The organism is Serratia sp. NA_112.1 (genome assembly GCF_052691715.1).
On the sequence record NZ_JBQZFO010000003.1, the window covers coordinates 78,667 to 102,029 of the forward strand.

Genomic DNA, 23,363 nt, shown 5'->3' on the forward strand with positions numbered 1-23,363 from the left:
GGATTTTACTCGTTCCCGCCCGCTATCATTCAACGTTCATCCCACTCATCGGCGGCGGTCTGGCCCTCTTCGGTATCCAACGGCGGATCGAGTTGGAAATCACCTTCCTCCCACTCGTGCAGCGTGTTTTCTTCTATCCATTCGGCGCTAATTTCGATTTCGTCATAATCACCGTCAAAAACAGCCTGGGCCGCCGCACCGCTGCGTAGTGTCAGGCATTCGACCGACTCGCCTTCTTGCTCAAAAAACTCGGCCTGCCACATGATATCACCATCCAGCATCACGTATTTTTGCAGATTGAATTGTTGCACCGTCGGCGGCTGATCGTCGCTACCGCTCTCAGCGGATTCCATAAACTCCTCGCGCGCCGTTTCAATAGCTTCTTCCAGGGTTGCATACAGGCTCATAGTCGTCTCCAGTGGTGAGGGTAACGAAAGGATTTTGGCAGAGGTAAACCGCCATGAGTGACGTCAAAATTAATTGTTGCTGCACTGGCGCAGGATGCAAATTTTTTTGTTGTCCGTTTCGCGACGATGGTTGTCCGCCAGCCGCGAGCAAGCTATTTCCCGGTGGGAAATAATAAGGCATCGTTTATGACAGCCCAGGAGAGTGCCATGTTAACCAACCCTTCAATCAAATATCGTCCGTTCCCACCGGTGGCGTTGCCAGAACGTCAGTGGCCGGGCCGCACCTTGCAGCGGGCACCGCGTTGGTGTTCCAGCGATCTGCGTGATGGCAATCAGGCGCTGGCGGAGCCGATGGATAACGCCCGCAAACGGCAGTTCTATCAACTGCTGTTGCAGTGCGGGTTCAAAGAGATTGAGGTGGCCTTTCCTTCGGCGTCACAAACCGACTTTGATTTTGTCCGCTCGTTGATCGATGAACAGTTGATCCCGGACGACGTCAGCATTCAGGTATTGACCCAGTCACGTGACGATCTGATCGATCGCACCTTTGAGGCTCTGCAAGGTGCTCCAAGGGCTATTGTGCATTTGTATAACGCCACCGCACCGATGTTCCGTGACATTGTCTTCAAACAGGACAAGGCGGCGACGGTAGCGTTGGCGGTCAATGGCGCGCTGCGTATTCGTCAGCAGTGCGAGCAGCAGCCTGAAACCGCCTGGACTTTCGAGTATTCGCCGGAAACCTTCTGCTTTACCGAGCTGGAATTCGCCCTGGAAATTTGCGAAGCGGTGGCGGATGTCTGGCAGCCAGGCCCCGGGCGACCGATGATCATCAACCTGCCGGCGACGGTGGAAGTCAGTACGCCGAACGTTTATGCCGACCAGATTGAATGGTTTTGTCGGCGCTTCAGTCAGCGAAATCGGGTGACCATCAGCGTACATCCGCATAACGATCGCGGCACCGGGGTCGCCTGCGCCGAACTGGCGATGCTGGCGGGTGCTGATCGGGTGGAAGGTTGCCTGTTCGGCAACGGTGAGCGCACTGGCAATGTCGATCTGGTGACGTTGGCGCTCAATTTGTACACCCAGGGGATCGCGCCGGGACTGGATTTTAGCCAATTGAAACAGGTAGTGGAGGTGGTGGCGCTGTGCAACCAGCTGCCGGTACATCCGCGTCATCCTTATGCCGGTGAACTGGTTTTCACCGCTTTTTCCGGCTCGCATCAGGATGCAATCAAAAAGGGCTTCGCCGCCCAACAGCAACGGCAGGACGGTCTGTGGCAGGTGCCTTATCTGCCGCTCGATCCGGCGGACGTTGGTTGCAGTTATGAAGCGGTGATCCGGGTTAACAGCCAGTCAGGCAAAAGCGGAGCAGCCTGGCTGCTGGAACAGAACCATGGGTTGTCGTTACCGCGTGGGCTGCAGATTAATTTCAGCAAGGTGGTTCAACAAGCCACCGACGGCAGCGGCAAAGAGATGACCACGGCAGAGCTGTGGCGGCTGTTTCGCCTCAGTTATGGGCTGGTTGAGCAGCCGCGCCTGCAATTGCTGAGCTACCAGACCGAAAGCCACAGCGTCGAAGCCTACAGCTTTAGCGCTCGGGTATTGTTCGATGGGCAACAGCAGCGGTTGTTGGGGGTAGGGAACGGTCTGTTATCCAGCGCGGTAGATGCACTGCGCCAGCGCTTTGGTCTGAGTCTGGCGATAGAGGACTACCACGAGCACACGCTGGGGCATCAGAGCCAAAGTCGCGCCGTGGCCTATATCCGCTGTACGCTAGCGCACGGTGAGGCGGCTTATGGCGTGGGCATCGACGCCGATTCCGCCAGCGCCTCGCTGCAGGCACTGTTCAACGTTGCCGCACGCTATTTGGCAAAATAAGCACTGGGTGCAACGCCCAGCAGCCGACGGAACATGGCGCTGAAAGCACTGGGGCTGTCGTAACCCAGATCCAGCGCCACTTCCAGCACCGAATGCCCGGCGGCCAGGGCGTTCAATGCCGCCAGCAAACGGGCGCGGCGCACCCAGTCACCGAAGCGCAGTCCGGTTTCACGCTGAAAGCGCCGTGACAGCGTGCGGCCGCTAACGCTGATATAACCGGCTGCCTGCTCTAATTCCCAGGGATGGGCCAGCGATTGCTGAATATGCCGACACAGCGTCAACAGAGCCTCGGTACGCGGCTCAGGTAAATTCAGCGGCAAAATAGGCAGCACGCGCAGCTCATCCAGGATCAACTCCATTATTCGCTCTTCACGTCCCCCTGTGGGGTAGTCAGCCGTGATATCCATCGCGCAGATAATCAGCTCACGCAGTAACGGGGAAACCTGTACCACTTCACAACAGGCAGGCAGATCGGCACGCGCCAGCGGATCGACCAACAGCGCTCTTGCCGCCACCTTGCCGGTGATACGCAGGCTGTGTTCAACCCTCGCAGGGAGCCAGACGCCGCGTCCGGGGGGCACCACCCAACTTCCCTGACGGGTATTGACCTGCACCACACCGCTGAGGCTATGAATCAGTTGCGCGCAATCATGGTAGTGGGGAGGCTCGAAGTCGCCGTGCTGATAATCTTTGGCAACCGGCACAATCGACCGATTGGCGGGCACAGCGTCATGGAAAAGCAGCATTGTTAGGGTTCATCCCCTGTTCGCGGAAAAGTCATAACGGCAGCATGCCATGCTGAAACCTTTCGCACCAGCCTATGGTGAGGAGAGGGAATATAGTTTATATATATACAATATATTATTTTATAAATTGTTCGGGGAATGATGGATATCGACAGTATGCGGCAGGCAGCGGCGCAGGCCGGAGCATTACTGCGGACGCTGGGCAACGAGGATCGCTTATTGCTGCTGTGCCAACTCAGCCAGGGTGAGATGTCGGTCGGGGAATTGGCGCAAGCGTTGGAAATTCGTCAGCCGACACTTTCACAGCAGCTAGGCGTATTGCGTCAGGAAGGGCTGGTATCCACTCGACGTGAAGGCAAGCAAATCTACTACGTCGTTAGCGACGAAAAGGCGTTGGCGATACTTAATACCCTGTACCAACTCTATTGCCCACAAGAGGGGGCGACACCATGACCATTGACTGGCTGCATTTTACGCCTGTATCTGCCCTGGCCGGTGGCGGCATTATTGGCGTCGCGGTGGTACTGCTGCTGATGTTTAACGGCCGTATCGCCGGTATTAGCGGCATTACCGGCGGCCTGTTGACACCCCAGGGTAAAGAAAAAGCCTGGCGAGTCGCATTTCTTGTCGGGTTGCTGGCTTCGCCCTGGTTGTATGGTATTGCCGCACCTTTACCGGCTCTGGCGGTGAGCGGCAGCAGCCTGTGGCTGGTGCTGGCCGGATTGTTGGTTGGCTTGGGGACCCGGTTGGGTGGCGGTTGCACCAGCGGCCATGGGGTTTGCGGTACGGCAAGACTGGCACCGCGTTCGCTGGCGGCCACGGCGGTATTTATGCTGTTGGGGTTTGCCACGGTATGGGCAGTCCGTCACTGGGTGGGAGGCTAATCGCATGTTCAGATACCTGTTTGCTTTGCTGAGTGGCGCCATTTTTGGCCTCGGACTGATCGTTGCAGGGATGGCCAATCCGGCCAAGGTATTGGCGTTTCTCGATATTACCGGCCACTGGGATCCCTCATTGGCTCTGGTGATGGTGGGTGCCATTGCGGTGGCCGCACCGGCGTTTTACTGGGCGCGCAGGCGACAGCGTAGTTTGCTGGGGGAAGATATGCAGATCCCAGCCAACCGCCGCCTCGATGGCCGTTTGCTGGCAGGCAGCGCGCTGTTTGGTATCGGTTGGGGCATGGCGGGTATTTGCCCCGGACCGGCCTGGGTACTGGCCGGGGCCGGGTCTTCGGCCGGCTGGCAGTTCGTGGCGGCCATGCTGGTGGGCATGGCGCTGTATGAATTCATCATGATAAAGAGAAAATAATGCCAATAGCCAACGCGGTGCTGCAACAGCGGGCGTGGGAAACATAAAAAAGCCAGCGCACCGGGCGCTGGCTGAAGGGTTAAGCGAAACGGTTATCAGGCGTTGGTAGCTGATTTCTGCGCGCTTTTACCCTGAGTATTTTCCATCATCCGGCGGATCGGGACGATCAGCAGGATCAGCACCGCAGCACAGATCAGCAGTGCAATCGAGCAGCGTGCGAACAGGTCAGGCAACATGTCCAGCTGGTCGGCTTTCACGTGGCCACCAATCAGACCGGCTGCCAGGTTACCCAGTGCGCTGGCGCAGAACCACAGGCCCATCATCTGGCCCCGCATTCTTTCCGGTGCTAGTAGGGTCATGGTTGCCAGCCCAATCGGGCTAAGGCACAGTTCGCCCAGTGTAAGCATCAGGATACTGCCCACCAGCCACAACGGAGAGACACCGGCACCACCGTTGCTCAGCACGTTCTGTGCAGCCAGCATCATCAGGCCAAAGCCCGCAGCGGCAAACAGAATACCGATAACAAACTTGGTGATGCTGCTCAGGCGGACTTTATTGCGCGCCAGTGCCGGCCATGCCCAGCTAAACACCGGTGCCAGCAGGATGATGAACAAGGCGTTGATGGATTGGAACCACACCGCCGGGATCTCGAAGTCGCCAATCATACGGTTGGTATAGTCGTTGGCGAACAGGTTGAACGAGGTCGGTTTCTGTTCGAAGGCTGACCAGAAGAAGGCCGCGGACACCAGCAGGATAAAGCAGACCAGTAGGCGGGCGCGCTCTTTACGGCTCAGACCGGCAAACACAAACAGGTAAATGAAGTACAGGGTAACCGAGGCCGCGATCACGTAAACCAACATGCTGGCCACGGCGACCGGATTAATCACAATGATGCCCTGGGCAATCAGGGTGATAACCACCGCCACGCCGACCGCCAGCGCAATCAGCCAGGCACCGACACCGTTTTTCTTGGAGACCGGGTTGTTCCAGGTGGAGTCCAGGCCCACTTCGCTGTCATAGCGTTTCATCGCCGGTACGGCGAACACACGGAAAATCACCAACGCCACCAGCATACCGATACCGCCGATACCGAAGCCCCAGTGCCAGCCGTGGGAACGAATCAGCCAGCCAGAGATCAGCGGGGCGATAAACGAGCCCATGTTGATGCCCATATAGAACAGTGAGAAGCCACCGTCGCGGCGGTTGTCGCCTTTCTTGTAGAGCGTACCGACCATCACCGAGATACAGGTTTTGAACAGGCCGGAACCCAACACGATAAACATCAGACCGATAAAGAACAGGTTGTTGCCCATTAAGGCGGACAGCGCGATCGACAGGTGGCCGAGGGCGATCAGAATAGAGCCGTACCAGACCGCTTTCTGCTGGCCCAGCCAGTTATCGGCCAACCAGCCGCCCGGCAGGGCCGCCAGATACATGCTGCCGGCAAAAATACCGACAATGGCCGAGGCATTCTCACGGGCCAGGCCCATGCCGCCGTCGTAGACCGTCGCGGCCATAAACAGGATCAGTAATGGGCGAATGCCATAAAACGAGAACCGCTCCCACATTTCGGTAAAGAACAAGGATCCCAGCGGATAAGGGTGGCCGAAGAAGGTCCGGCTTTCTTGGTTATTAACAGAGGATTGCATAACGTCTTCCCAATAAAATGCGCCGCATTTATGCAGCTTATACTGTGGTATGTATGTGTATTTAAGGAAGGTGATCCAGCCAGTGGCAGATTACCCGACAAAACCGCAGCCGCAGCGCCCGTTAACCGTGGAAAGCGCGTCGGCCTTTTTTCACTTGGCCAATGGTTTACATTGGGCGTGATATTATTTAACCATTTGATAACTGGATGGTGGTTTTGTCTAGTCCCTGTATCCCATTTTTTAGATGAAAAGTCGACAAACATCTCCTTTCCTGGTTTTTATGTTGGTTTCGAGGGGAATGTTATTGACAGGTGGTTTATTGCGCTAAAATTTAATAACTTTTTTAAAAACAATAAATTGAACTAAGATTTATCTGATGGGGGTTGGCAAGGCGGGGGGAGAAGGTATCAATACTAAAAGTAGGGTAAACGGGTCGTCGACCCATTCTAGTGAAGGAAATGGTGATAATTACGGCTATTACTCTTCCTGCAGAGTGTCTTCTCTCATTCGTTTCTGGCGACGTTGCAAACACCACCAGGAATAAACGGCGTTGAACAGCACCACCAGAGCGGTGACGCAGAATACCGCACGGAAGCCATAACTGGCGGAGACGGCGGCCCCCATTAATGGGCCACTGACGTTGCCGATATCGCGGAACGATTGGTTATAGCTGAAGATCCGCCCGGCGACCTGATTGGTGCAGTTGTAGATCAGCAAGGTTTGTACCGCCGGCAGCAGTGCGCCATCGGCAGCGCCTAGCAGGAAGCGAAGTACGCCGAGTTGCCACGGGGTTTGCACAAACGCCATCGGGATCAGTAATAGCACCGATACGATCAGCATAAACACCAGAATGCGCTCCGGGCCGATCCTGTCGCCCAGTTTGCCCAGCCGTGGCGCACTTATTAGCGCGGCGACACCCGGCACTGACGCGATCAGGCCGCTGACAAAGGCCAGATTATGAATGTTACCGGCCAAATCACGGACGTACAGCGTCAGGATCGGCGCTATGGAGCCGGTGGCAATCTGAATAATCATGGTGGTGACAAACAGGCTGAGGATCAGCTTGGGGCTTTTTAGCGCCGCGAATACCTGACGGGCGTGCAGCATGTCCTTTTTCTGCACCGGGATGAACTGTTCTTTGACATACAGCAGCGTCAGAACAAAGCAGGCCAGCAGCACAGCGGCGGTAATGTAGAACACCGGCCGTAGACCATACTGGTCGGCTAGCAGGCCGCCAATCAGCGGCCCAATCAATGCACCACTGACGCCGCCGGTGGACAGGGTACCCAGGGCCCAACCGCTACGATTGCGCGGCACCTGTGTGGCAATCAGCGCATTGGCGTTGGGGATAAAACCACCGAGCAGTCCCAGCGCTGCGCGTAGCGCCAAAAACTGCCAAATATTCTGCGCCATGCCCATCAACAGCATCACTATCGACATGCCCAATGCCGATCGCAACAGCATCAACTTGCGCCCACGGCGATCGGCCAAACCGCCCCAGAATGGAGAGGCAATCGCAGAGAACAGGAAGGTAATGCTAAATACCAGCCCAGACCACATGTTCAGTGCCTGGTGGCCGGTAACGCCGAGGGTTTCTACATAAAGCGGCAGGAATGGCATGATCAGACTGAAGGCGGCACCGGTGAGGAAACACCCCAGCCAGGCAACAAAGAGGTTGCGTTTCCAGTTGATGAGTTCGGGTGCCGGAGCCATAAGTTCCTGTTACGTAAAGTAGAGGGCTTTGCTTGCATTATCAGACAGTCGGGCAAAGCAAAAAAGTTAGCCTGGTAAGTATGCGCTTAATTATAGGTGGCATCAATTGATGTGGGGGGAGATATACCGGAAATGAAATAAAGTTTTAAAAATAGAATATTGGCAGTATTCCGCGCTGTACGCGCGGAAAAAGGCGAATTTAAAGCCCGGCAAGCAGTTCAAAACCACTGGCGGTGGTGGAGAGGGCGACATCGGTAATTTCATAGTGGGCTACGGCGTTGAAAGGATCTTGTCCGACAATGATATCCAGCTGTGCACGCTCGATGCCTTTTACCAGGATCACACCGCCGGTGCGCGGGTTCTTACGGCCGGAGGCGATGAAGGTGCCGTCCTGGAAATATTTTTTTAGCCAGGCGATGTGCCCTTCAAGGTGGCTGTCGACCTCTTCTATCGGGCGGTGGTAGGTCAGGTTAACGATGTACATGGTGGCTCCAGAATTAACGACGAAGGCTTTACCATCCCACCGTTGCTATTGATTCTCAAGGTTTGCGGCATAAAAAACCCGCCGGGTGGCGGGTTAGCGGTTCAACGGTTTAACGGATCAATACAGTGAAGGTTCACCTTCCGGGCGGGTCTTGAAGCGGCGGTGTAGCCACATGTACTGATCCGGCGCCATCAGAATTTCCTTCTCCACTACCTTATTCATAAAGGCGGCGGCCTCGAGCTCATTATCCAGCGGGAAGTTTTCCACCGCCGGCTGCATAATCAGCTCATACCCTTTGGCATCCGGCAGACGGCGCGGGGTAAAGGGAATAATGGCCGGTTTGCCCATTCTGACCAATATGTAGCTGCCGGTGGTGGTGGCGGCTTTATCTACGGCGAACAGTGGGGCGAACACGCTGCTGCGTGGGCCATAGTCATGATCCGGGGCGTACCAGATGATGTCCCCCTGCTTTAACGCGCGGATCATGCCTTTTACGTCCTTACGGTCCAGCATCGATTTGTTGGAACGCATGCGGCCCCAGGTCTGCAGCCAGTCCATCAGCTTGTTGTCGTGCGGTCGATAAACGCCGATGCCCGGATTATGAATGCCAAAGATACGGGCACCCAGTTCCAGCGTCAGGAAATGCAGACCGATCAGCAAAACCCCTTGATGGTTGTCTCGTGCCTTCTGAATATGTTCCAGCCCGCTAACCTGGAACCAGCGTTCGATACGCCAGTTTGGCCAAAACCACGCCATACCGGTTTCAAACAGCCCCATACCGACGGATTCAAAATTTTGCACCACCAATGCATCGCGTTCGGCTTGCGGCATCTCCGGGAAGCACAGCACCAGATTACGTTGGGCTATTGCCACGCGGCGCTTGAGAAATCGCATGGAAAAACGGCCAAGCCGGGTGCCGAGGCGATAAATAATCGGATAAGGCAGCAAGACCAATAGGTAAAGCAAACCGATGCCGATCCAGGTAAGCCAGTAACGCGGATGCAGTAAAGAACGATTAAAAGAAGGAACTTGAGTCATGTGTTCTCAGCTTAGAAGCAGTCATTTAATGATAATAACAGAGTTCTCGAATGGTCTCTCCTGCGGAGGAATTTTGACCAGACGTTTATTTTCTGCCGTTTATAACCGGCTATTGTGGCATTTTTATCGTAGAACGTGAAAAGGCACCGCATTAAAACATCATTTTTAATGATGAACGGATATAAGTTGGCGGTAAATTAAGCTAAATGGCTCTAAAGGATAAAATCCTTACTCGACAGAAGCGTATTATCTCGCGCAATTTGTTAGGGAGATCTTATGTTGGCTACATGGTTGAGTGCGGGATTGTTGGTTAGTGGAGCACTGCTGGGCAGTCTGGGGGCGCATCTGCAGTTTAATCCGTTGCTGCTGGTGGCGGGTATCGCCCTGGCTGCGGGAACGGTGATTTCCGGTTTTACCGAATGCCGGGGCGGGCGCTGAACATCTGCCCCGGTAACTTTAGCCGTTTTTAAACAAGCCTTTCAATACGTGCGGTTCAGAGCGCCAATATTGCGGTGGTGCGCTGACTTTCTCACCCAGTTTCGCCGCGGCGTGCCACGGCCAACGAGGGTTATAAAGGATGCCGCGTGCCAGCGCCACCATATCGGCCTGGCCGGAATACGCACGCCGAGCGCTTTGGATACCCAGTGGCATGGTGGCGTGTTTTTTGACCGCCTTCACGACCTCGTCCAGCGCCTGTTCGGTTGTTTCGTCCCACAGCCCGAGAGCGCTGGGCGTAATGCGCCCTTCGGGGCCGACCGAGGCGGCTTCGACAATCAGCAGACCGGCACCGGACAAGGAAAGATGCCCAAGATGCAGGGTATGCAATTCGGTGGCTTTGCCGTGGTCGGCGGAATATTGGCACATAGGTGCAATAATAATACGATTGGGTAAACTCAATTTTCCCAGTGTAATGGGGGTAAATAGCTGACTCATGACGTCCTCCTGAACCGTGATAAATAGAGGGGAACTCCTGTTAGGAGTATCGGGATTTGTGAGCAGCGTCAAGTTGCCAGCGCTTAACATCATCGGGTATTATGTGCGCCGCGCGTGGGCCGGCGGTCGGCGCGCGTGTAAATAAGTCACCTCCCGAAAGACAGGAAAGTACACCATGCCAGTGTTACATAACCGAATTTCTAATGAGGAACTGAAGGCGCGCATGTTGGCGGAAACCGAGCCGCGTACCACAGTTTCTTTTTATAAATACTTCACCATCGAAGATCCCAAAGCGTTTCGCGACAGCCTGTACGTTCAGTTCGACAAGCTGAAGGTGTTCGGCCGCATTTATGTGGCGAAAGAGGGCATCAACGCGCAAATCAGCGTGCCGCAGAATAAATTCGAGGCGTTCAAAGCCGCACTCTTTGCCTCACATGCGGCGCTGGATCAGGTTCGGCTGAATATCGCCCTGGAAGATGATGGAAAATCCTTCTGGGTGCTGCGCCTGAAAGTGCGTGAACGCATCGTTGCCGACGGCCTCGATGACGAGAGCTTCAACCCGGCGAATGTCGGTGAGTATCTGCAAGCCGATCGCGTTAATCAGATGATTGACGATCCGGATACACTGTTTGTCGATATGCGTAACCATTACGAATATGAAGTCGGCCACTTTGAAAACGCCATCGAAGTGCCGTCAGACACCTTCCGTGAGCAACTGCCGATGGCGGTTGAGATGCTGCAGGACAAGAAAGACAAAAATATTGTCATGTACTGCACCGGCGGGATCCGCTGTGAAAAAGCCAGTGCCTATATGTTGCATAACGGCTTCAAGAACGTCTATCACGTGGAAGGCGGTATTATCGAGTATGCGCGTAAGGCAAAAGAGCAGGGGTTGCCGCTGAAGTTTGTCGGCAAAAACTTTGTGTTTGACGAGCGTATGGGTGAACGAATTTCTGACCATGTGATCGCCAATTGTCATCAGTGCGGTGCGCCTTGCGATACTCACACCAACTGTCTGAATGACGGTTGTCACCTGTTGTTTATTCAGTGCCCGAGCTGTGCGGCCAAATTTGAAGGTTGCTGCAGTGAGATCTGCCGCGAAGAGCTGAAGCTGCCGCGTGAAGAACAACGCGCGCGCCGAGCCGGCCGTGAAAACGGCATCAAGATTTTCAATAAGTCGAAAGGGTTATTGCAGACCACGATGCACATTCCGGCACCGGAAGACTCGTCAAACTGAGTCGTTGATAAGCGCGGCAGCCTTGCCGCGCTTTATTATTTCTTCGCGGGAATTACTTCGCGCGAACGCCTTCCACAGAAATAATCAGTTCCACGTCCTGCGATGCCGGGCCAAGATCGGTGGTGATGCCAAAGTCTTTCAACTTGATTTTACCGTTGGCTTCAAATCCGGCACGGTAGCCACCCCACGGGTCATTACCCTGGCCGATCAGCTTAGCGTCCAGCGTGACCGGCTTGGTCACGCCATTCAGCGTCAGATTACCGATTACCGCATAACCTTCGCCGTTCTTTTTCACTTCGGTAGATTCAAACTTGGCCTGTTTGTTCTTTTCCACATTCAGGAACTCGGCGCTGCGCAGGTGTTTGTCCCGCTCGGCGTGGTTGGTGTCGACACTGGCGGTGTTGATCGTGACGTTAACCTTGTCCTTGGACGGATCTTTTTCGTCGAAGGTGAAGCCGCCGTCAAAATCCTTGAAGGTGCCGTACAGCCAGCTGTAACCCAGGTGCTGGATGCGGAACTCGATAAAGGCGTGCTGCCCCTGTTTGTCAATCTTGTAGTCGGCAGCCAGCACGGAACCGGCGCTCAGCAGCATTGCGCCTGCGGTCAGGCCTAGTAGGGTTTTCTTCAACATAGCAATCTCCATAAATCCAAAGGTTAATCGGCGCTGTTACCCAGCATCCGTTTCAAAGTAACATCACGATCAACAAAGTGATGTTTAAGCGCAGCCAGACCGTGCAGTACGGAAAGCACAACAACAATCCAGGCCAGGTAAAGGTGAACGGAACCGGCCGTATCGGCCTGTTCCGCCATACCGGTGACGGTAGCGGGTATATCGAACCAGCCAAAAACGCTGATCGGTTGACCGTCAGCGGTAGAGATCAGATAGCCGCTGATTAGAATGCTGAACAGCACGACATATAACGCCAGATGGGCGAGGATCGCGCTGACGCGAGTAAAACGACTGTAGCTGGCCAAAGGTTTGGGCGGCGGTGAAACGAAACGCCAAATGACCCGAACCACCATGACGATAAACAGCAGTGTCCCGATGCTTTTATGAATCTCCGGTGCCTGGTGGTACCAGACATCGTAATACCCCAGTGTGACCATCCAGAGGCCCAGGGCAAACATGCCGTACACCGTCAGTGCAACCAGCCAGTGAATCAGCACTGAAATATGACCAAAACGATTGGCGGTATTTTTCCACAGCATCCTGTTTCCTTACTATCCTCATTATCCGGTTGCAATAATTAAACTTTAAGAAACATAAAATCAATAATAAATTTAACTATGTTACTTCTTAATAATATTAATCAGTGAATTTGGCTGAGATAGCGTTAAATCAATCAGTGAAATCGTTGAAGTGCTTACTGTGTGAACGTGTTGTTTTTTTGCTATGAATTGAAAACAAAAGGATTTATACATTATTGTCAGCTTTTGTCATGTTACGTAAGTGTCGTGAATTTTTTTAACAAATAAACCCTAGTCAAGATTGTTGATTATTTCCAGCCAGGATTTGGCAAAACGAGGATTTTAATGCGCGGAGTAATACCTCTGCGGCGTAAGGGGAGAGTTTGCTAACATAACACTCATCTGATGGCCCTTGGGGCCTGCGCTATTAACGCAAAGGAAATGTATGGGCCGAACCCTGTTGAGCGATCGCAGCCTGCGTCTGGCAATTATGCTGGCGATGTTAGTGATTATTCTTGCCGGCGTGAAAGCGGCAGTGGAAGTTGTGGTGCCCTTCCTATTGGCACTGTTCCTCGCGATGGTGCTCAATCCGCTGGTGGCACAGCTCGAGCGCTGGCGGATACCCCGAGTGCTGGGTGTGAGCTTGCTGGTGGTGGTTGTGGTGGTATTGCTGATGCTGTTTGTCGGTGTACTGGGGGCATCTTTAAACGAATTTGCTCGCTCATTGCCGCAGTATCGCGGCTTGATGCTGGAAAAATTGAGCGAACTGCAGCACTACGCCGACCGTTTCAAAATTACCATTTCCACCGAGGCGATGCTGCAGTACGTCGACCCCAGCGCGGCGATGAATCTGATCACTCGCCTGTTGAGCCGGTTTTCAGGCGCGATGACCAATATCTTCCTGTTGCTGATGACCGTGGTATTTATGCTGTTTGAAGTGCAGCTATTGCCTTACAAATTGCAGCAGGCGTTGGATAAGCCAAGTGAAGGTATGGCCAATATTCAGCGCGCGCTGGATGGCGTTACCCGTTATCTGCTGATCAAAACGGCGATCAGTCTGGCGACCGGGATTATCGTATGGGCCTTCCTTGCGGTTGTTGACGTGCGTTTTGCCTTTATCTGGGGGCTGCTGGCGTTCCTGCTGAATTATATTCCTAATATTGGCTCGGTGATCGCCGCTGTTCCTCCGCTGATTCAGGCTCTGTTGTTTAACGGATTTGGCGATGCTCTTGTCGTGGCCACAGGCTTTATCACCATCAATTTGGTGATTGGTAATATGCTGGAGCCGCGTGTGATGGGACGCGGGCTGGGGCTGTCAACGCTGGTGGTGTTCCTGTCATTGATCTTCTGGGGTTGGTTGATGGGGCCGGTAGGGATGTTGCTGTCGGTGCCGCTGACCATTATTACCCGTATCGCGCTGGAGACCACAGAAGGTGGGCATAAATTGGCGGTGATTCTCGGTGATGGCCAACCGGGCAAACCGATTACTCCGGAGTAAAGAATACCTTCCCCTGACTTGTCACGCCACCAGGCCTTCACGGCCAGGGAATTGTTCCGGGAAGGCAAAACGGTTAAAGCACAAGCGGGATAAAGTGGGCGGCATGAGTTAAGGCATAAAGAAGAAATAGACGTCCAGCGCTAACAATACCAGCCACAGGCAGATATACAGCACCAGATGCTCGCGTACGTTGTTGACGATCGCCGACAGTATTTTGTTTAGCATTCTCAGCAGCCAAAAGATAGGGACTGGCAGAGTATAGATTTTTGCGGTCCGCGTTAATACTGCCGATAGAGCAAAGCGTGTAGATAGGCCAATTTCACCGCTAAAATCAGCCTAACCTGATCATACCGCCAGTAGGGACAATGACATCGGGCTGGCAGGAACGCTTGTCGGGTAGAAGTAACGCAGCACGTTATACAGCGAATAAAATTCCAGCCGGTTGCGGGCGTTGATTTTCTCTGTGATATGGCGTTTGTGAACATAGACGGTGTGCGAGCTGATTTGCAGCTTTTTTGCTATGCGGTAATTGGGCATTTCCGCCATCCAGTGCTTCATTACCGTCAGTTCCTGCGGGCTGAACAGCGAATGTTCAACACTGCAATCCATCAGTGACACCGGTTTTTCACGCATCATACGTAATGTCACCGGCAACGTGGCTTTATTGAACAGGAAAGCATGGTCGGCGATACGCATTGGCGCTTCGCTATAGGGATAGGGGGTGTCCAGGTAAATAAACAGCAATGCCGATTGGGTGGCTTCAATAAAAGCCTGCAGCTGGGCATCATCTTCACTATGGCGGCACTGTTTGGTCAGGTTGACCAGGATATGACTAGGCCGGTAGTGCTCCAGCAGGGGAGTCGCCTGTTCAAGGCTGTGGCAACATTTTATCTGGGCGAAAACATTGTCCGTAAAATAGTTATCGATCCCGACCCGAGTGAAGCAGCATTCGTCCACGACAAGCAGTTTCATGGTGACGTCCTTGTTGTTCGAACAATTAGCAGGGGCATATCAGCTGTAAAATAGAACTTACACCACGGGGGATCAATTCGGAAATCCGGATACTTACGCCAGAAATTTCCGTTGAAATATTTTTTACGATAGATTTCAGATTGCTATGATGATTTCGGTATGTAACTAAAAGGCTAAACCGCAGCCAGCGCGAGTTTGCGGCTGCGATTAAGTAAGCAAGAAGGGGTTAAATAAAGCGTTTCAGTGAGAAAGGAGTGATATCCACCGGTGGGGTTTTATCTTCAGCAAACAGCGCGGCGATCTCACCTAACACGCTGGCAAACTTGAAACCATGGCCGCTCAGGCCGCTGATGACCATTAAGCGATCGCATTCTGGCAGGGTATCGATAATGAAATCTTCATCAGGACTCATATCATAACTACATGCTTCACCGTGTAAACATACCCCTACACCCGGTAAAAATTGGCGCAGAAAATGGAAAACCTCAGTTCCATCCGCGGTGAAACTGCCAAAAGGCTTGCGCTGCTCCGGTGTCTCCATTGGTTGGCCACCATCGTGTTTACCTACTTTCAAGCCGTCATTATCGGCAGGAAAGCCGTAATAGTGGTTGCCGTCCTGCGCTTCGACGGTAAAAGCAGGGAAACGGTTGTTGACGCTGTAACGCCCATCCGCCTGATGCCAGGAAAAAACCTTGCGCAGTGGCGCTATCGGCAACTGTGGCAGCAAGGCTTTTACCCAAGTCCCGGCGGTGACCACGGCTTTACGCCCCTGAAAGCGGCCTTCGGGGGTGATCACTTCCACACCGCCGTCAATTGGCTGGACTGCGCTAACCGGGCAATTAAACAACTGGCCACAGCCGGCATCTTTAGCCAGCTTGATGAAGCTGGCAACGGCCTGTTCCGAGCGCAGGAACCCGGCGTCAGGCTCAAATACCCCCACGTAACCTTCCGGTGCATTGAATTCCGGCCAGCGCTGGTTAATCTTTTCAGCGCTAAGCTTTTGCGTATTGAGACGGAATTTTTGTGCACTGTGTTGGGCGTTGTTGATAAATTCAGAATCCTGTGGCCCCATGTTCAGAACGCCGCAGTCCTGGAACAGTTCTTCGCCAGTTTGTTTAATCAGTGCGTTCCATAAGGCCTGGGCGCGCAGGATCAGCGGCACATACTTTTCGCCTTCACCGTAAGCATGGCGGATGATGCGGGTATCGCCGTGGTGGCTACCGTTACGGTGTGGGGGCATGGCGCTGTCGATCATTAATACTTTCAGGCCGGCTCGTGTCGCATAGTAACCTGCCGCCGAGCCTACCGAACCGCTGCCCACAACAATTAAGTCATATTCCACGTGCCATACCCTCTCTGTTATATACCCGTCATCTTTCAAGTGGCAGCGTTGTTATCTGTACTCGCTTACCCCAGTTACTTACTTGAGTAAGCGCCTGGGGATGAGCGAGCTGGCCGCCTAGCTGCAACTTGAAAGCTATAGGGTATAGGTTTCTTATTTCGTTATGATAAAAGGTTGGAAGCCGCAATGCACCCGTTGTGCCGCTCGCAGACAAAGAAAAAGGCGCCAGAGATAATCGCTGGCGCCTTAGGCATTTTGGTACAGTGAATTAGTGCTTTTTACGATCAAGGTCCTGGTAATCCGTTGCTTCAATCTTGGCGATGCCGGCTTCTAAGATATTGATTAATTGACGTGCGACATCTGTGGTTAGCCAAAGCGTTCTGTCTACTTGGGCATCTTCGGGTGTCTGATCTCGTGAAGACAGGTAATGAAGGCGTATCATCATGGCGTCATAAGCGTCGACAGTACTGATATCCCAACCAACAAGCGGGTGTGTCTGAATTACTTCATCATTTCTGTCCATAAAGACCCCTTATTGAGTACTGACTACCGTGAGTGACTAACGAGGATCAATGCGGCTCATCATCATGTGAGCAATTACAGTATACTCATCTGGCTACCATGGTGGAGACTTTCCTGCTTTCTTTTGCAAAATAATTATTTATTTGAGTGATTATTCTACACGTCGGTACGCAAAGACATGAGAACGGAGACATCACGTTCATTCAACATCAGGGGGGAGTGGAACACTGTGCAATCGTTTTTCCAGCTCGAGGGCCAGATGGGCAAAGTGTTGCTGGGTTTCGGCATCACGATTTTGATTTTGCGATTCAAGCTTCAAACTGTGAATTAGCAATTGATTGGCTTTGTCATCCAGACCAAAAGCCAGATAGGAAAATGCCACTTCCAGCACGCTCAAACGCCGTTTTTGGTCGGCAATCAGCGCCAGCAGTTCGCCAAAGGTCATCGCTTCTTCGGTTTTTACCTTGTCCGGGGCCATCTTGAATACCTCCTGTTAAAGTATTCAGTACAGACCAGATAAGACTTTTCTTCCAGCGGAAAATTAAACGGGTTTCAAATACAAAAAAGCCGGAGAGCGACCTCCGGCAAAAACTACATTGCAGTATTATTCTGCGCTAAACCAATCGTCGGCACTTTCCCAGGTTTCCTGGAGAATGTCCGCGATCAGATCTTTATCTGTTTTCAGGCCACCCAGTACAGAAAGCCCATTTGACCCGGCATAACGGACCTGAACCACAGTGTCTGGAAACAGGCGGTTTACCCGCTTGCTCAACTCACCGGTCAGGGCTTCGATGGCCCCTGACGGTAGCGGCTTGGTTTTATCTATAGTGACTTCAACACGCATAATTGCCCCCGAAGTGATTTACTGGATATTTATACAGTTAACCTTGCACGGGGGCAAGAGGCTGGATTAAAAAAAGATAATTATGCTTTTACCGACCAGCTCAGACTCTCTCCGGCCAGGAATGGAATGACCGTTTCACTGCCCATGGCGATCTCTTCCGGCTGGGTCGTCGCTACGCGTTGCAGCTCGATGAAATCGGTATTGATCGGCAGGTCATAAAAACGTGGGCCATTCAACGAGCAGAAGGCTTCCAGATGCTCCAGAGCACCGAGTTGCTCGAACACGCTGGCGTAAGCTGGGATCGCGTTGGGAGCGTTAAATACGCCGGCACAGCCGCAGCTTGATTCCTTGCGATGTTTGGCATGCGGTGCGGAGTCGGTGCCGAGGAAGAAGCGATCCGAACCGCTGGCAACGGCTTTGCGCAGTGCGTCCTGGTGAATATTACGTTTCAGGATTGGCAGGCAGAACAGATGCGGACGGATGCCGCCAACCAACATGTGATTGCGGTTAAACATCAGGTGCTGCGGGGTGATGGTAGCGCCAAGGAAACGATTGCCTTCCTGCACGTATTGAGCCGCTTCTTTGGTGGTGATGTGCTCGAAGACGATTTTCAGTTCAGGGAACTGCTGACGGATCGGCTCCATAACCTGCTCAATAAAGCGAGCCTCGCGATCGAAAATATCAACGGCGGCATCGGTCACTTCGCCGTGAATCAACAGTGGCATGCCGATTTTCTGCATTTGCTCGAACAGCGGGTAAATGCCTTTCACATTGCTGACGCCGTGGCTGGAATTGGTAGTGGCATTGGCCGGGTACAGCTTGGCGGCGGTGAACACGCCTTGCTCAAACCCGTTGACCAGCTCGACTGCATCCAGTGAATTGGTCAGGTAACAGGTCATCAGCGGGGTGAAATTATGCCCCTGAGGGACCGCTGCCAAAATACGGTCACGATAAGCGCAAGCCGCGGCGACGGTAGTAATTGGCGGAGCCAGGTTCGGCATCACAATCGCCCGGCCAAAGACCTGACTGGTATAGGGTAATACCGTTTTCAGCATGTCGTCATCGCGCAGATGGATGTGCCAGTCGTCAGGGCGGCGAATTTTTAGGGCTTGAGGTTGTGCGGTCATGTTGCAAGGCTCCGGCGGTTAGAAACGGGTCTATGTAAAAGCGAATAATGGGGGTTATTCACGCCGGGGTGTAAGGATAAGCGTAAAGCGTTTGCGATGCATCTGTTTGTTCACGGCAAGTTGAAATCAATTGGCTATCGGGGGCATAGTGACAGGGATTTGAATGATACCTGCATCATAACTATCAGGTTATCAACGTTAATCATGTGGAATGGGAGAGAAAAATGGAAGTACGTGTCATTGCCACCTTACAAGCTAAACCTGAGTTTGTGTCCGCCGTCAGCGACGTAGTGCATGCGATTATCGATCCAAGCCGCCAGGAACTGGGTAACCTGCAATATGATCTGCACCGTGATCTGGAAAAGCCGGGTACCTTCGTATTTTTTGAGCGTTGGGCAAGCGCTGAGGCACTGGAAAAACACAATGCCACCGATCATTTCAAGCATTTCGTCGGCCAGTTAGAGGGCAAGCTGGATTTACTGGATATCAAACAGTTGAAGAAAATAGCCTGAGTCGATTTTTCGGCAATAAAAAACCCGCCAAGTGACGGGTTTTTTTATCGGAGCAGATTAACTTAATCGTTAACCGGCTGCGGTTTGGTTGCCGGTGCGGTGGCCTGGTTTGCCGCCGCATGACCACCCGCAGAACCTTTGCCTTCGAAGTTGAAGGAAGGGCGCTGCCAATCGCTTTGCTGCTGCTGTTCCGGTACATAGTCCGGCGCAGGAGCCTTGGTCATTGGGGCAGTGGCGATGTGTTTATACAGTACATCTTGCACTGGCGCTGGTTGCTGTTGCACAACCGGCGCTTTTTGTTCGACCACTACCGCGGCAGCAACTTCCTGCACTGGTGCGGCTTCAACGACCACTGGTGCGACTTCAACGACGGGCTCAACGAACACCGGGGCTGGTTCAGCGACAGTTTCTTCCGCAACGGTTGCTGCTGGAACGACTGGCGTTTCTTCAACCACTGGGGCAGGTTCAGCCGCCGCGGTTTCTTCTACCACCGGTGCAGCTTCTACCACCGCAGTTTCTTCTACTACTGCAGGCGCTTCAGCGACCGGGGCTGGTGGGGTTTCTTCTGCGTGAGCAGTGATTGCCTGCTCAGCGGCTTTAACAACCGGTTGGGCTGGTTCTTCTGCCGGGGTTACAACTTCTGGTTCGATCACCGGCGTAACGGCTTGGGCAATAACCGGAGCGGCTACGCTGACGGCTTCTTGTGCCATGACGTTGTCGGCGGCGATCTCAACAGCTTCAGTCTGAACGCCTGCTTCTTCAATCACTTGCGCTGCTTGAGTGACAGGGTAACTCACCCATACCTTGCCGGAAGCCATTTCTGGAGAGGCGAAAGCACCTGCCAGCGGCATTGGGGACTGGGTAGGGTAACGCTCATCACGGTAACGACGACGGCGTTGACCGCTAACACGCAGGTGGCGCGGAGAACGACGTGAACGGCGTGGCATGCCGTTTTCGCCATTAGCGCGGTTTTCCTGTGCATCATCTTCGGCCGGTGCCTCAAGGGTTTCCGGCAGCAGTTTAACACTGTCTTCAACCTGGGCGGGCTTCACGCCCTGGGCTTTCACTACCGGTGCTTTTGGCGCCAGCAGTTCTTCCGCTGCACGATGCAGTTCTTCTTCCGCAGACAGCACGCGAACTTTCTGCGACAGAGGACGACGCTGACGGCGCTGCATGTTCTGCATCTGACGTTCTTCGAGATCTTCGTCAACGCTGGCGTTGGCAGAGGTTGCGGTTTCTACGCTTTCCAGCGCGGTGACTTCCTGCTGAGCCTGACGTTTCTCTTCCTGACGACGACGCTGGCGATCGGCACGTTGGTCGCGGCGTTGTTGCTGCTCTTCGCGCTGTGCCTTGACGGCTTCTTCAGACAGCGGCTCTTCGGTAACGGCAGCATTGGCTTGTGGCGCATTACGGCGGTTACGACGCTGTTCATCACGTACTTCACGTGTTTCACGGCCTTCGCGGTTGTCACGAGATTCACGCGGCTCACGATTATCACGACCTTCACCGCGCTCTTTACGCTCTCCACGCTCTGGACGATCGCCTCGTTCTCCGCGCTCACCACGATCTTTACGACCGGTGCCCTGACGACGTTGACCACGACGATCCTGACGGCGGTTTTCACCGTTGCCTTCAGGCTTCGGCGCCTCAACTACAGGCTTGGCTTCGACAACCGGTTGTTCTTCACCGGCAAACAGTGCTTTCAGACCACCGAACAGACGGCCCAACAGGCCCTGCTTGGCAGTGGCTGGCGCGGATTGTCTGGTTGCAGCTGCGGCGACGGTAGCTTGAGCCACAACAGGTTCTTCTGCAGGTGGTGGGGCGTCTGCAGCCAGAGAGAATGAAGCCAGTGCCGGTTGTTCCGGACGCTTGCGCTCCATCGGTGCATCTTCTAGCGGCTGGGCCATCTCTTCTTCGTGCAGTTTCGGCAACAGGTAGCTCAGGGTTGGTGTTTCTTCACCCTTACGCACGCGCAGTACAGAGTAGTGCGGGGTTTGCATCTGATCGTTCGGCACGATGATCGCTTTCACGCCACCCTGACGCTTTTCGATCGCGCTCACCGATTCACGCTTTTCGTTCAGCAGGTAAGATGCGACCTGTACTGGCACGATGGCGTGAACTTCTTTGGTATTTTCTTTCAGCGCTTCTTCTTCGATCAGACGAAGAATGGAAAGTGCCAGCGATTCGTTATCACGGATGGTGCCGGTGCCGTTACAGCGCGGGCAGACGTGATGGCTGGATTCACCCAGTGATGGGCTGAGGCGCTGACGTGACATCTCAAGCAGGCCGAAACGGGAAATGCGACCGATTTGGATACGTGCACGGTCCTGACGAACCGCGTCACGCAGACGGTTTTCTACTTCTCGTTGATGACGAACCGGGGTCATATCGATAAAGTCGATAACGATCAGGCCGCCAAGGTCACGCAGGCGCAGCTGGCGAGCAATCTCGTCCGCCGCTTCCAGGTTGGTGTTGAACGCGGTCTCTTCAATATCGCCGCCACGGGTTGCTCGCGCGGAGTTGATATCGATAGCGGTCAGCGCTTCGGTGGAGTCGATAACGATCGAACCGCCGGAAGGCAGGCGAACTTCACGCTGGAAAGCGGATTCAATTTGGGATTCGATTTGATAGTGGCTGAACAGCGGGATTTCGCCGCTGTACAGTTTGATCTTGCTGCTGAAATCCGGACGGCCCAGGGCAGCGATGTGCTCTTTGGCCAGATCAAGAACTTTTGGGTTGTCGATCAGGATTTCGCCGATGTCCGGGCGCAGATAGTCGCGGAATGCACGCACGATAACGTTGCTTTCCTGATGGATCAGGAATGGTGCAGCGCGGCCTTCAGCGGCTTTTTTAATCGCTTCCCAGTGCTTCAGGCGGAATGACAGATCCCACTGCAGCGCATCGGCAGATTTGCCCACGCCCGCGGTGCGAACAATCAGACCCATGCCATCTGGCAGTTGCAGGGAAGAAAGCGCTTCTTTCAGTTCGGTGCGGTCGTCACCCTCAATGCGGCGTGAAATACCACCGGCGCGTGGGTTGTTCGGCATCAACACCAGATAACTGCCGGCCAGGCTGATGAAAGTGGTCAAGGCTGCGCCTTTGTTACCACGTTCTTCTTTATCAACCTGAACGATCACTTCCTGGCCTTCGCGCAGCACATCTTTGATGTTTGGGCGACCATGAGAGGAGTAGTTACTTGGGAAATATTCGCGAGAGATTTCTTTAAGAGGGAGGAAACCATGTCGTTCGGCGCCGTAATCAACGAACGCTGCTTCAAGACTTGGTTCTATACGAGTGATTTTGCCTTTGTAAATATTCGCTTTTTTCTGTTCATGACCCGGACTTTCAATATCCAAATCATACAGCCGCTGCCCATCTACCAAAGCAACACGCAACTCTTCCTGCTGAGTTGCGTTAATCAACATTCTTTTCATCTTAACTTACTCGTTATTTTTACATTATCGACAAAGCTGCGGGCAAAATAACCTCATGGCCGGATTAAAACCGAAAACCCCGTGTCTTCTCGCAAAGCCGTCAACCTCACGGTTGTCGCCTGCATAGGGGCGCATTATCTCGGTAAGCCTGTATTTCTTTGTGAAAAACAGCACTTTTACTAGGGGAATAGCCTCTGATTTACGTCGACAGATCTGATTCCGTTTGCCGGCCAAGCTGCAACCCGCAGCCCGCTAATTGTTTGATTTCACATTACGTCTTACGCCATTGCTGCGTTTTTGTGCCATCAGACAAATTTATAATTCCACAGTTTTCCCTGTTTAACGAGAATCAACGTGGAAAGTAAACGCATTATTCCACTGCTGATACTGTTATAGCAAGGTGACTTTTCCTTAACTGCGGAAGAAATCGCAAACGTTCAAACCGGCTTGCTGCCTTATTGTCCGCTGGGATTTCGCCTGCAGTCAGAGAGACAGTTAAGCACATAAAAAGAAGTGGCGCTATTTACGCGC

Annotated in this window: 25 protein-coding genes; 8 read left to right on the top strand and 17 right to left on the bottom strand. The window is 53.4% G+C overall.

The features are described 5' to 3' along the window. Positions 1-29: 29 nt before the first annotated feature. The gene (locus ACUTQ5_RS08035; protein ID WP_445650814.1) at positions 30-407 is read right to left on the bottom strand and encodes a MysB family protein; all 378 of its coding nucleotides are present in this window, start codon (positions 405-407) and stop codon (positions 30-32) included. 207 nt (positions 408-614) lie between these two features. Between ACUTQ5_RS08035 and leuA the strand changes: the two genes are divergently transcribed. Further along, entirely contained in the window at positions 615-2,285 is a 1,671-nt protein-coding gene (gene leuA / locus ACUTQ5_RS08040) for a 2-isopropylmalate synthase (RefSeq protein ID WP_445650815.1), read from the top strand. Here leuA and ACUTQ5_RS08045 read toward each other — a convergent pair. Continuing rightward, the gene (locus ACUTQ5_RS08045) at positions 2,270-3,031 is read right to left on the bottom strand and encodes an AraC family transcriptional regulator (RefSeq protein ID WP_261088877.1); all 762 of its coding nucleotides are present in this window, start codon (positions 3,029-3,031) and stop codon (positions 2,270-2,272) included. The two genes, leuA and ACUTQ5_RS08045, sit on opposite strands and share 16 nt — an antisense overlap. Before the next feature lie 141 nt (positions 3,032-3,172). Here ACUTQ5_RS08045 and ACUTQ5_RS08050 point away from each other — a divergent pair, with 141 nt between their 5' ends. The 3 genes from ACUTQ5_RS08050 to ACUTQ5_RS08060 are packed head-to-tail and all read left to right on the top strand — an operon-like array spanning position 3,173 to position 4,339. Then, a complete protein-coding gene (locus ACUTQ5_RS08050; protein WP_445651144.1) occupies positions 3,173-3,484 on the top strand; it encodes an ArsR/SmtB family transcription factor in 312 nt (103 codons plus the stop codon). After that, on the top strand, positions 3,481-3,915 hold the full coding sequence (locus ACUTQ5_RS08055; RefSeq protein WP_445650816.1) for a YeeE/YedE family protein: 435 nt from the start codon (positions 3,481-3,483) through the stop codon (positions 3,913-3,915). The genes ACUTQ5_RS08050 and ACUTQ5_RS08055 overlap by 4 nt, the downstream gene beginning before the upstream one ends. A gap of 4 nt (positions 3,916-3,919) precedes the next feature. Further along, on the top strand, positions 3,920-4,339 hold the full coding sequence (locus ACUTQ5_RS08060; protein WP_445650817.1) for a DUF6691 family protein: 420 nt from the start codon (positions 3,920-3,922) through the stop codon (positions 4,337-4,339). A 95-nt stretch (positions 4,340-4,434) separates the two neighbouring features. On the opposite strand, the gene ACUTQ5_RS08065 is transcribed toward ACUTQ5_RS08060, so the two are convergent. From ACUTQ5_RS08065 to ACUTQ5_RS08080, 4 genes are all read right to left on the bottom strand, one after another. Further along, positions 4,435-5,988: a peptide MFS transporter gene (locus tag ACUTQ5_RS08065; protein WP_445650818.1), complete on the bottom strand. Its 1,554-nt coding sequence runs from the start codon at positions 5,986-5,988 to the stop codon at positions 4,435-4,437. Positions 5,989-6,465: 477 nt separating this feature from the next. Then, positions 6,466-7,701 carry a multidrug efflux MFS transporter MdtG gene (mdtG, locus tag ACUTQ5_RS08070; protein ID WP_445650819.1) on the bottom strand — a complete coding sequence of 412 codons (1,236 nt, stop codon included), beginning with the start codon at positions 7,699-7,701 and terminating at the stop codon, positions 6,466-6,468. Between the two features lie 199 nt (positions 7,702-7,900). After that, positions 7,901-8,185 (bottom strand): YciI family protein, encoded by a 285-nt coding sequence (locus tag ACUTQ5_RS08075; RefSeq protein WP_261088870.1) that lies wholly within the window; start codon positions 8,183-8,185, stop codon positions 7,901-7,903. A gap of 117 nt (positions 8,186-8,302) precedes the next feature. Continuing rightward, positions 8,303-9,223 (bottom strand): Kdo(2)-lipid IV(A) acyltransferase, encoded by a 921-nt coding sequence (locus tag ACUTQ5_RS08080; protein ID WP_445650820.1) that lies wholly within the window; start codon positions 9,221-9,223, stop codon positions 8,303-8,305. 276 nt (positions 9,224-9,499) lie between these two features. Here ACUTQ5_RS08080 and ACUTQ5_RS08085 point away from each other — a divergent pair, with 276 nt between their 5' ends. Continuing rightward, positions 9,500-9,661: a hypothetical protein gene (locus ACUTQ5_RS08085; RefSeq protein ID WP_017892410.1), complete on the top strand. Its 162-nt coding sequence runs from the start codon at positions 9,500-9,502 to the stop codon at positions 9,659-9,661. An 18-nt stretch (positions 9,662-9,679) separates the two neighbouring features. On the opposite strand, the gene ACUTQ5_RS08090 is transcribed toward ACUTQ5_RS08085, so the two are convergent. Next, a complete protein-coding gene (locus ACUTQ5_RS08090) occupies positions 9,680-10,156 on the bottom strand; it encodes an oxidoreductase (RefSeq protein WP_445650821.1) in 477 nt (158 codons plus the stop codon). 175 nt (positions 10,157-10,331) lie between these two features. Here ACUTQ5_RS08090 and trhO point away from each other — a divergent pair, with 175 nt between their 5' ends. Next, on the top strand, positions 10,332-11,393 hold the full coding sequence (gene trhO, locus ACUTQ5_RS08095; RefSeq protein WP_445650822.1) for an oxygen-dependent tRNA uridine(34) hydroxylase TrhO: 1,062 nt from the start codon (positions 10,332-10,334) through the stop codon (positions 11,391-11,393). A gap of 52 nt (positions 11,394-11,445) precedes the next feature. Here the strand turns inward: trhO and ACUTQ5_RS08100 are convergent, their stop codons facing one another. Further along, entirely contained in the window at positions 11,446-12,024 is a 579-nt protein-coding gene (locus tag ACUTQ5_RS08100) for a YceI family protein (RefSeq protein WP_445650823.1), read from the bottom strand. 23 nt (positions 12,025-12,047) lie between these two features. Beyond that, positions 12,048-12,602 carry a cytochrome b gene (locus tag ACUTQ5_RS08105; RefSeq protein ID WP_445650824.1) on the bottom strand — a complete coding sequence of 185 codons (555 nt, stop codon included), beginning with the start codon at positions 12,600-12,602 and terminating at the stop codon, positions 12,048-12,050. Between the two features lie 424 nt (positions 12,603-13,026). Between ACUTQ5_RS08105 and ACUTQ5_RS08110 the strand changes: the two genes are divergently transcribed. Continuing rightward, positions 13,027-14,079, top strand: a complete 1,053-nt coding sequence (locus tag ACUTQ5_RS08110) for an AI-2E family transporter (RefSeq protein WP_445650825.1) — start codon at positions 13,027-13,029, stop codon at positions 14,077-14,079. 108 nt (positions 14,080-14,187) lie between these two features. Here ACUTQ5_RS08110 and ACUTQ5_RS08115 read toward each other — a convergent pair whose 3' ends face one another. The 7 genes from ACUTQ5_RS08115 to pyrC all read right to left on the bottom strand — a co-directional run bounded on the left by ACUTQ5_RS08115 (position 14,188) and on the right by pyrC (position 18,886). Beyond that, positions 14,188-14,304, bottom strand: coding sequence for a DUF2770 family protein (locus tag ACUTQ5_RS08115; RefSeq protein ID WP_012006315.1), 117 nt, complete (start codon positions 14,302-14,304; stop codon positions 14,188-14,190). 120 nt (positions 14,305-14,424) lie between these two features. After that, on the bottom strand, positions 14,425-15,051 hold the full coding sequence (locus ACUTQ5_RS08120) for a LuxR C-terminal-related transcriptional regulator (protein ID WP_445650826.1): 627 nt from the start codon (positions 15,049-15,051) through the stop codon (positions 14,425-14,427). A 226-nt stretch (positions 15,052-15,277) separates the two neighbouring features. After that, a complete protein-coding gene (solA, locus tag ACUTQ5_RS08125; protein ID WP_445650827.1) occupies positions 15,278-16,393 on the bottom strand; it encodes an N-methyl-L-tryptophan oxidase in 1,116 nt (371 codons plus the stop codon). A 268-nt stretch (positions 16,394-16,661) separates the two neighbouring features. Next, complete coding sequence (gene bssS, locus ACUTQ5_RS08130; RefSeq protein WP_012006318.1) at positions 16,662-16,916, bottom strand: biofilm formation regulator BssS; 255 nt, start codon at positions 16,914-16,916, stop codon at positions 16,662-16,664. 198 nt (positions 16,917-17,114) lie between these two features. Beyond that, the gene (locus ACUTQ5_RS08135; RefSeq protein WP_135316079.1) at positions 17,115-17,393 is read right to left on the bottom strand and encodes a hypothetical protein; all 279 of its coding nucleotides are present in this window, start codon (positions 17,391-17,393) and stop codon (positions 17,115-17,117) included. Positions 17,394-17,519: 126 nt separating this feature from the next. Beyond that, positions 17,520-17,759, bottom strand: coding sequence for a DNA damage-inducible protein I (gene dinI, locus ACUTQ5_RS08140; RefSeq protein WP_153857159.1), 240 nt, complete (start codon positions 17,757-17,759; stop codon positions 17,520-17,522). A gap of 80 nt (positions 17,760-17,839) precedes the next feature. Next, positions 17,840-18,886, bottom strand: a complete 1,047-nt coding sequence (pyrC, locus tag ACUTQ5_RS08145) for a dihydroorotase (protein ID WP_445650828.1) — start codon at positions 18,884-18,886, stop codon at positions 17,840-17,842. Between the two features lie 224 nt (positions 18,887-19,110). On the opposite strand from pyrC, the gene ACUTQ5_RS08150 reads away from it, so the two are divergent. After that, positions 19,111-19,398, top strand: coding sequence for a putative quinol monooxygenase (locus ACUTQ5_RS08150; protein WP_445650829.1), 288 nt, complete (start codon positions 19,111-19,113; stop codon positions 19,396-19,398). A 62-nt stretch (positions 19,399-19,460) separates the two neighbouring features. Here the strand turns inward: ACUTQ5_RS08150 and rne are convergent, their stop codons facing one another. Further along, positions 19,461-22,832 carry a ribonuclease E gene (gene rne / locus ACUTQ5_RS08155; RefSeq protein WP_445650830.1) on the bottom strand — a complete coding sequence of 1,124 codons (3,372 nt, stop codon included), beginning with the start codon at positions 22,830-22,832 and terminating at the stop codon, positions 19,461-19,463. Between the last annotated feature and the right edge of the window lie 531 nt (positions 22,833-23,363).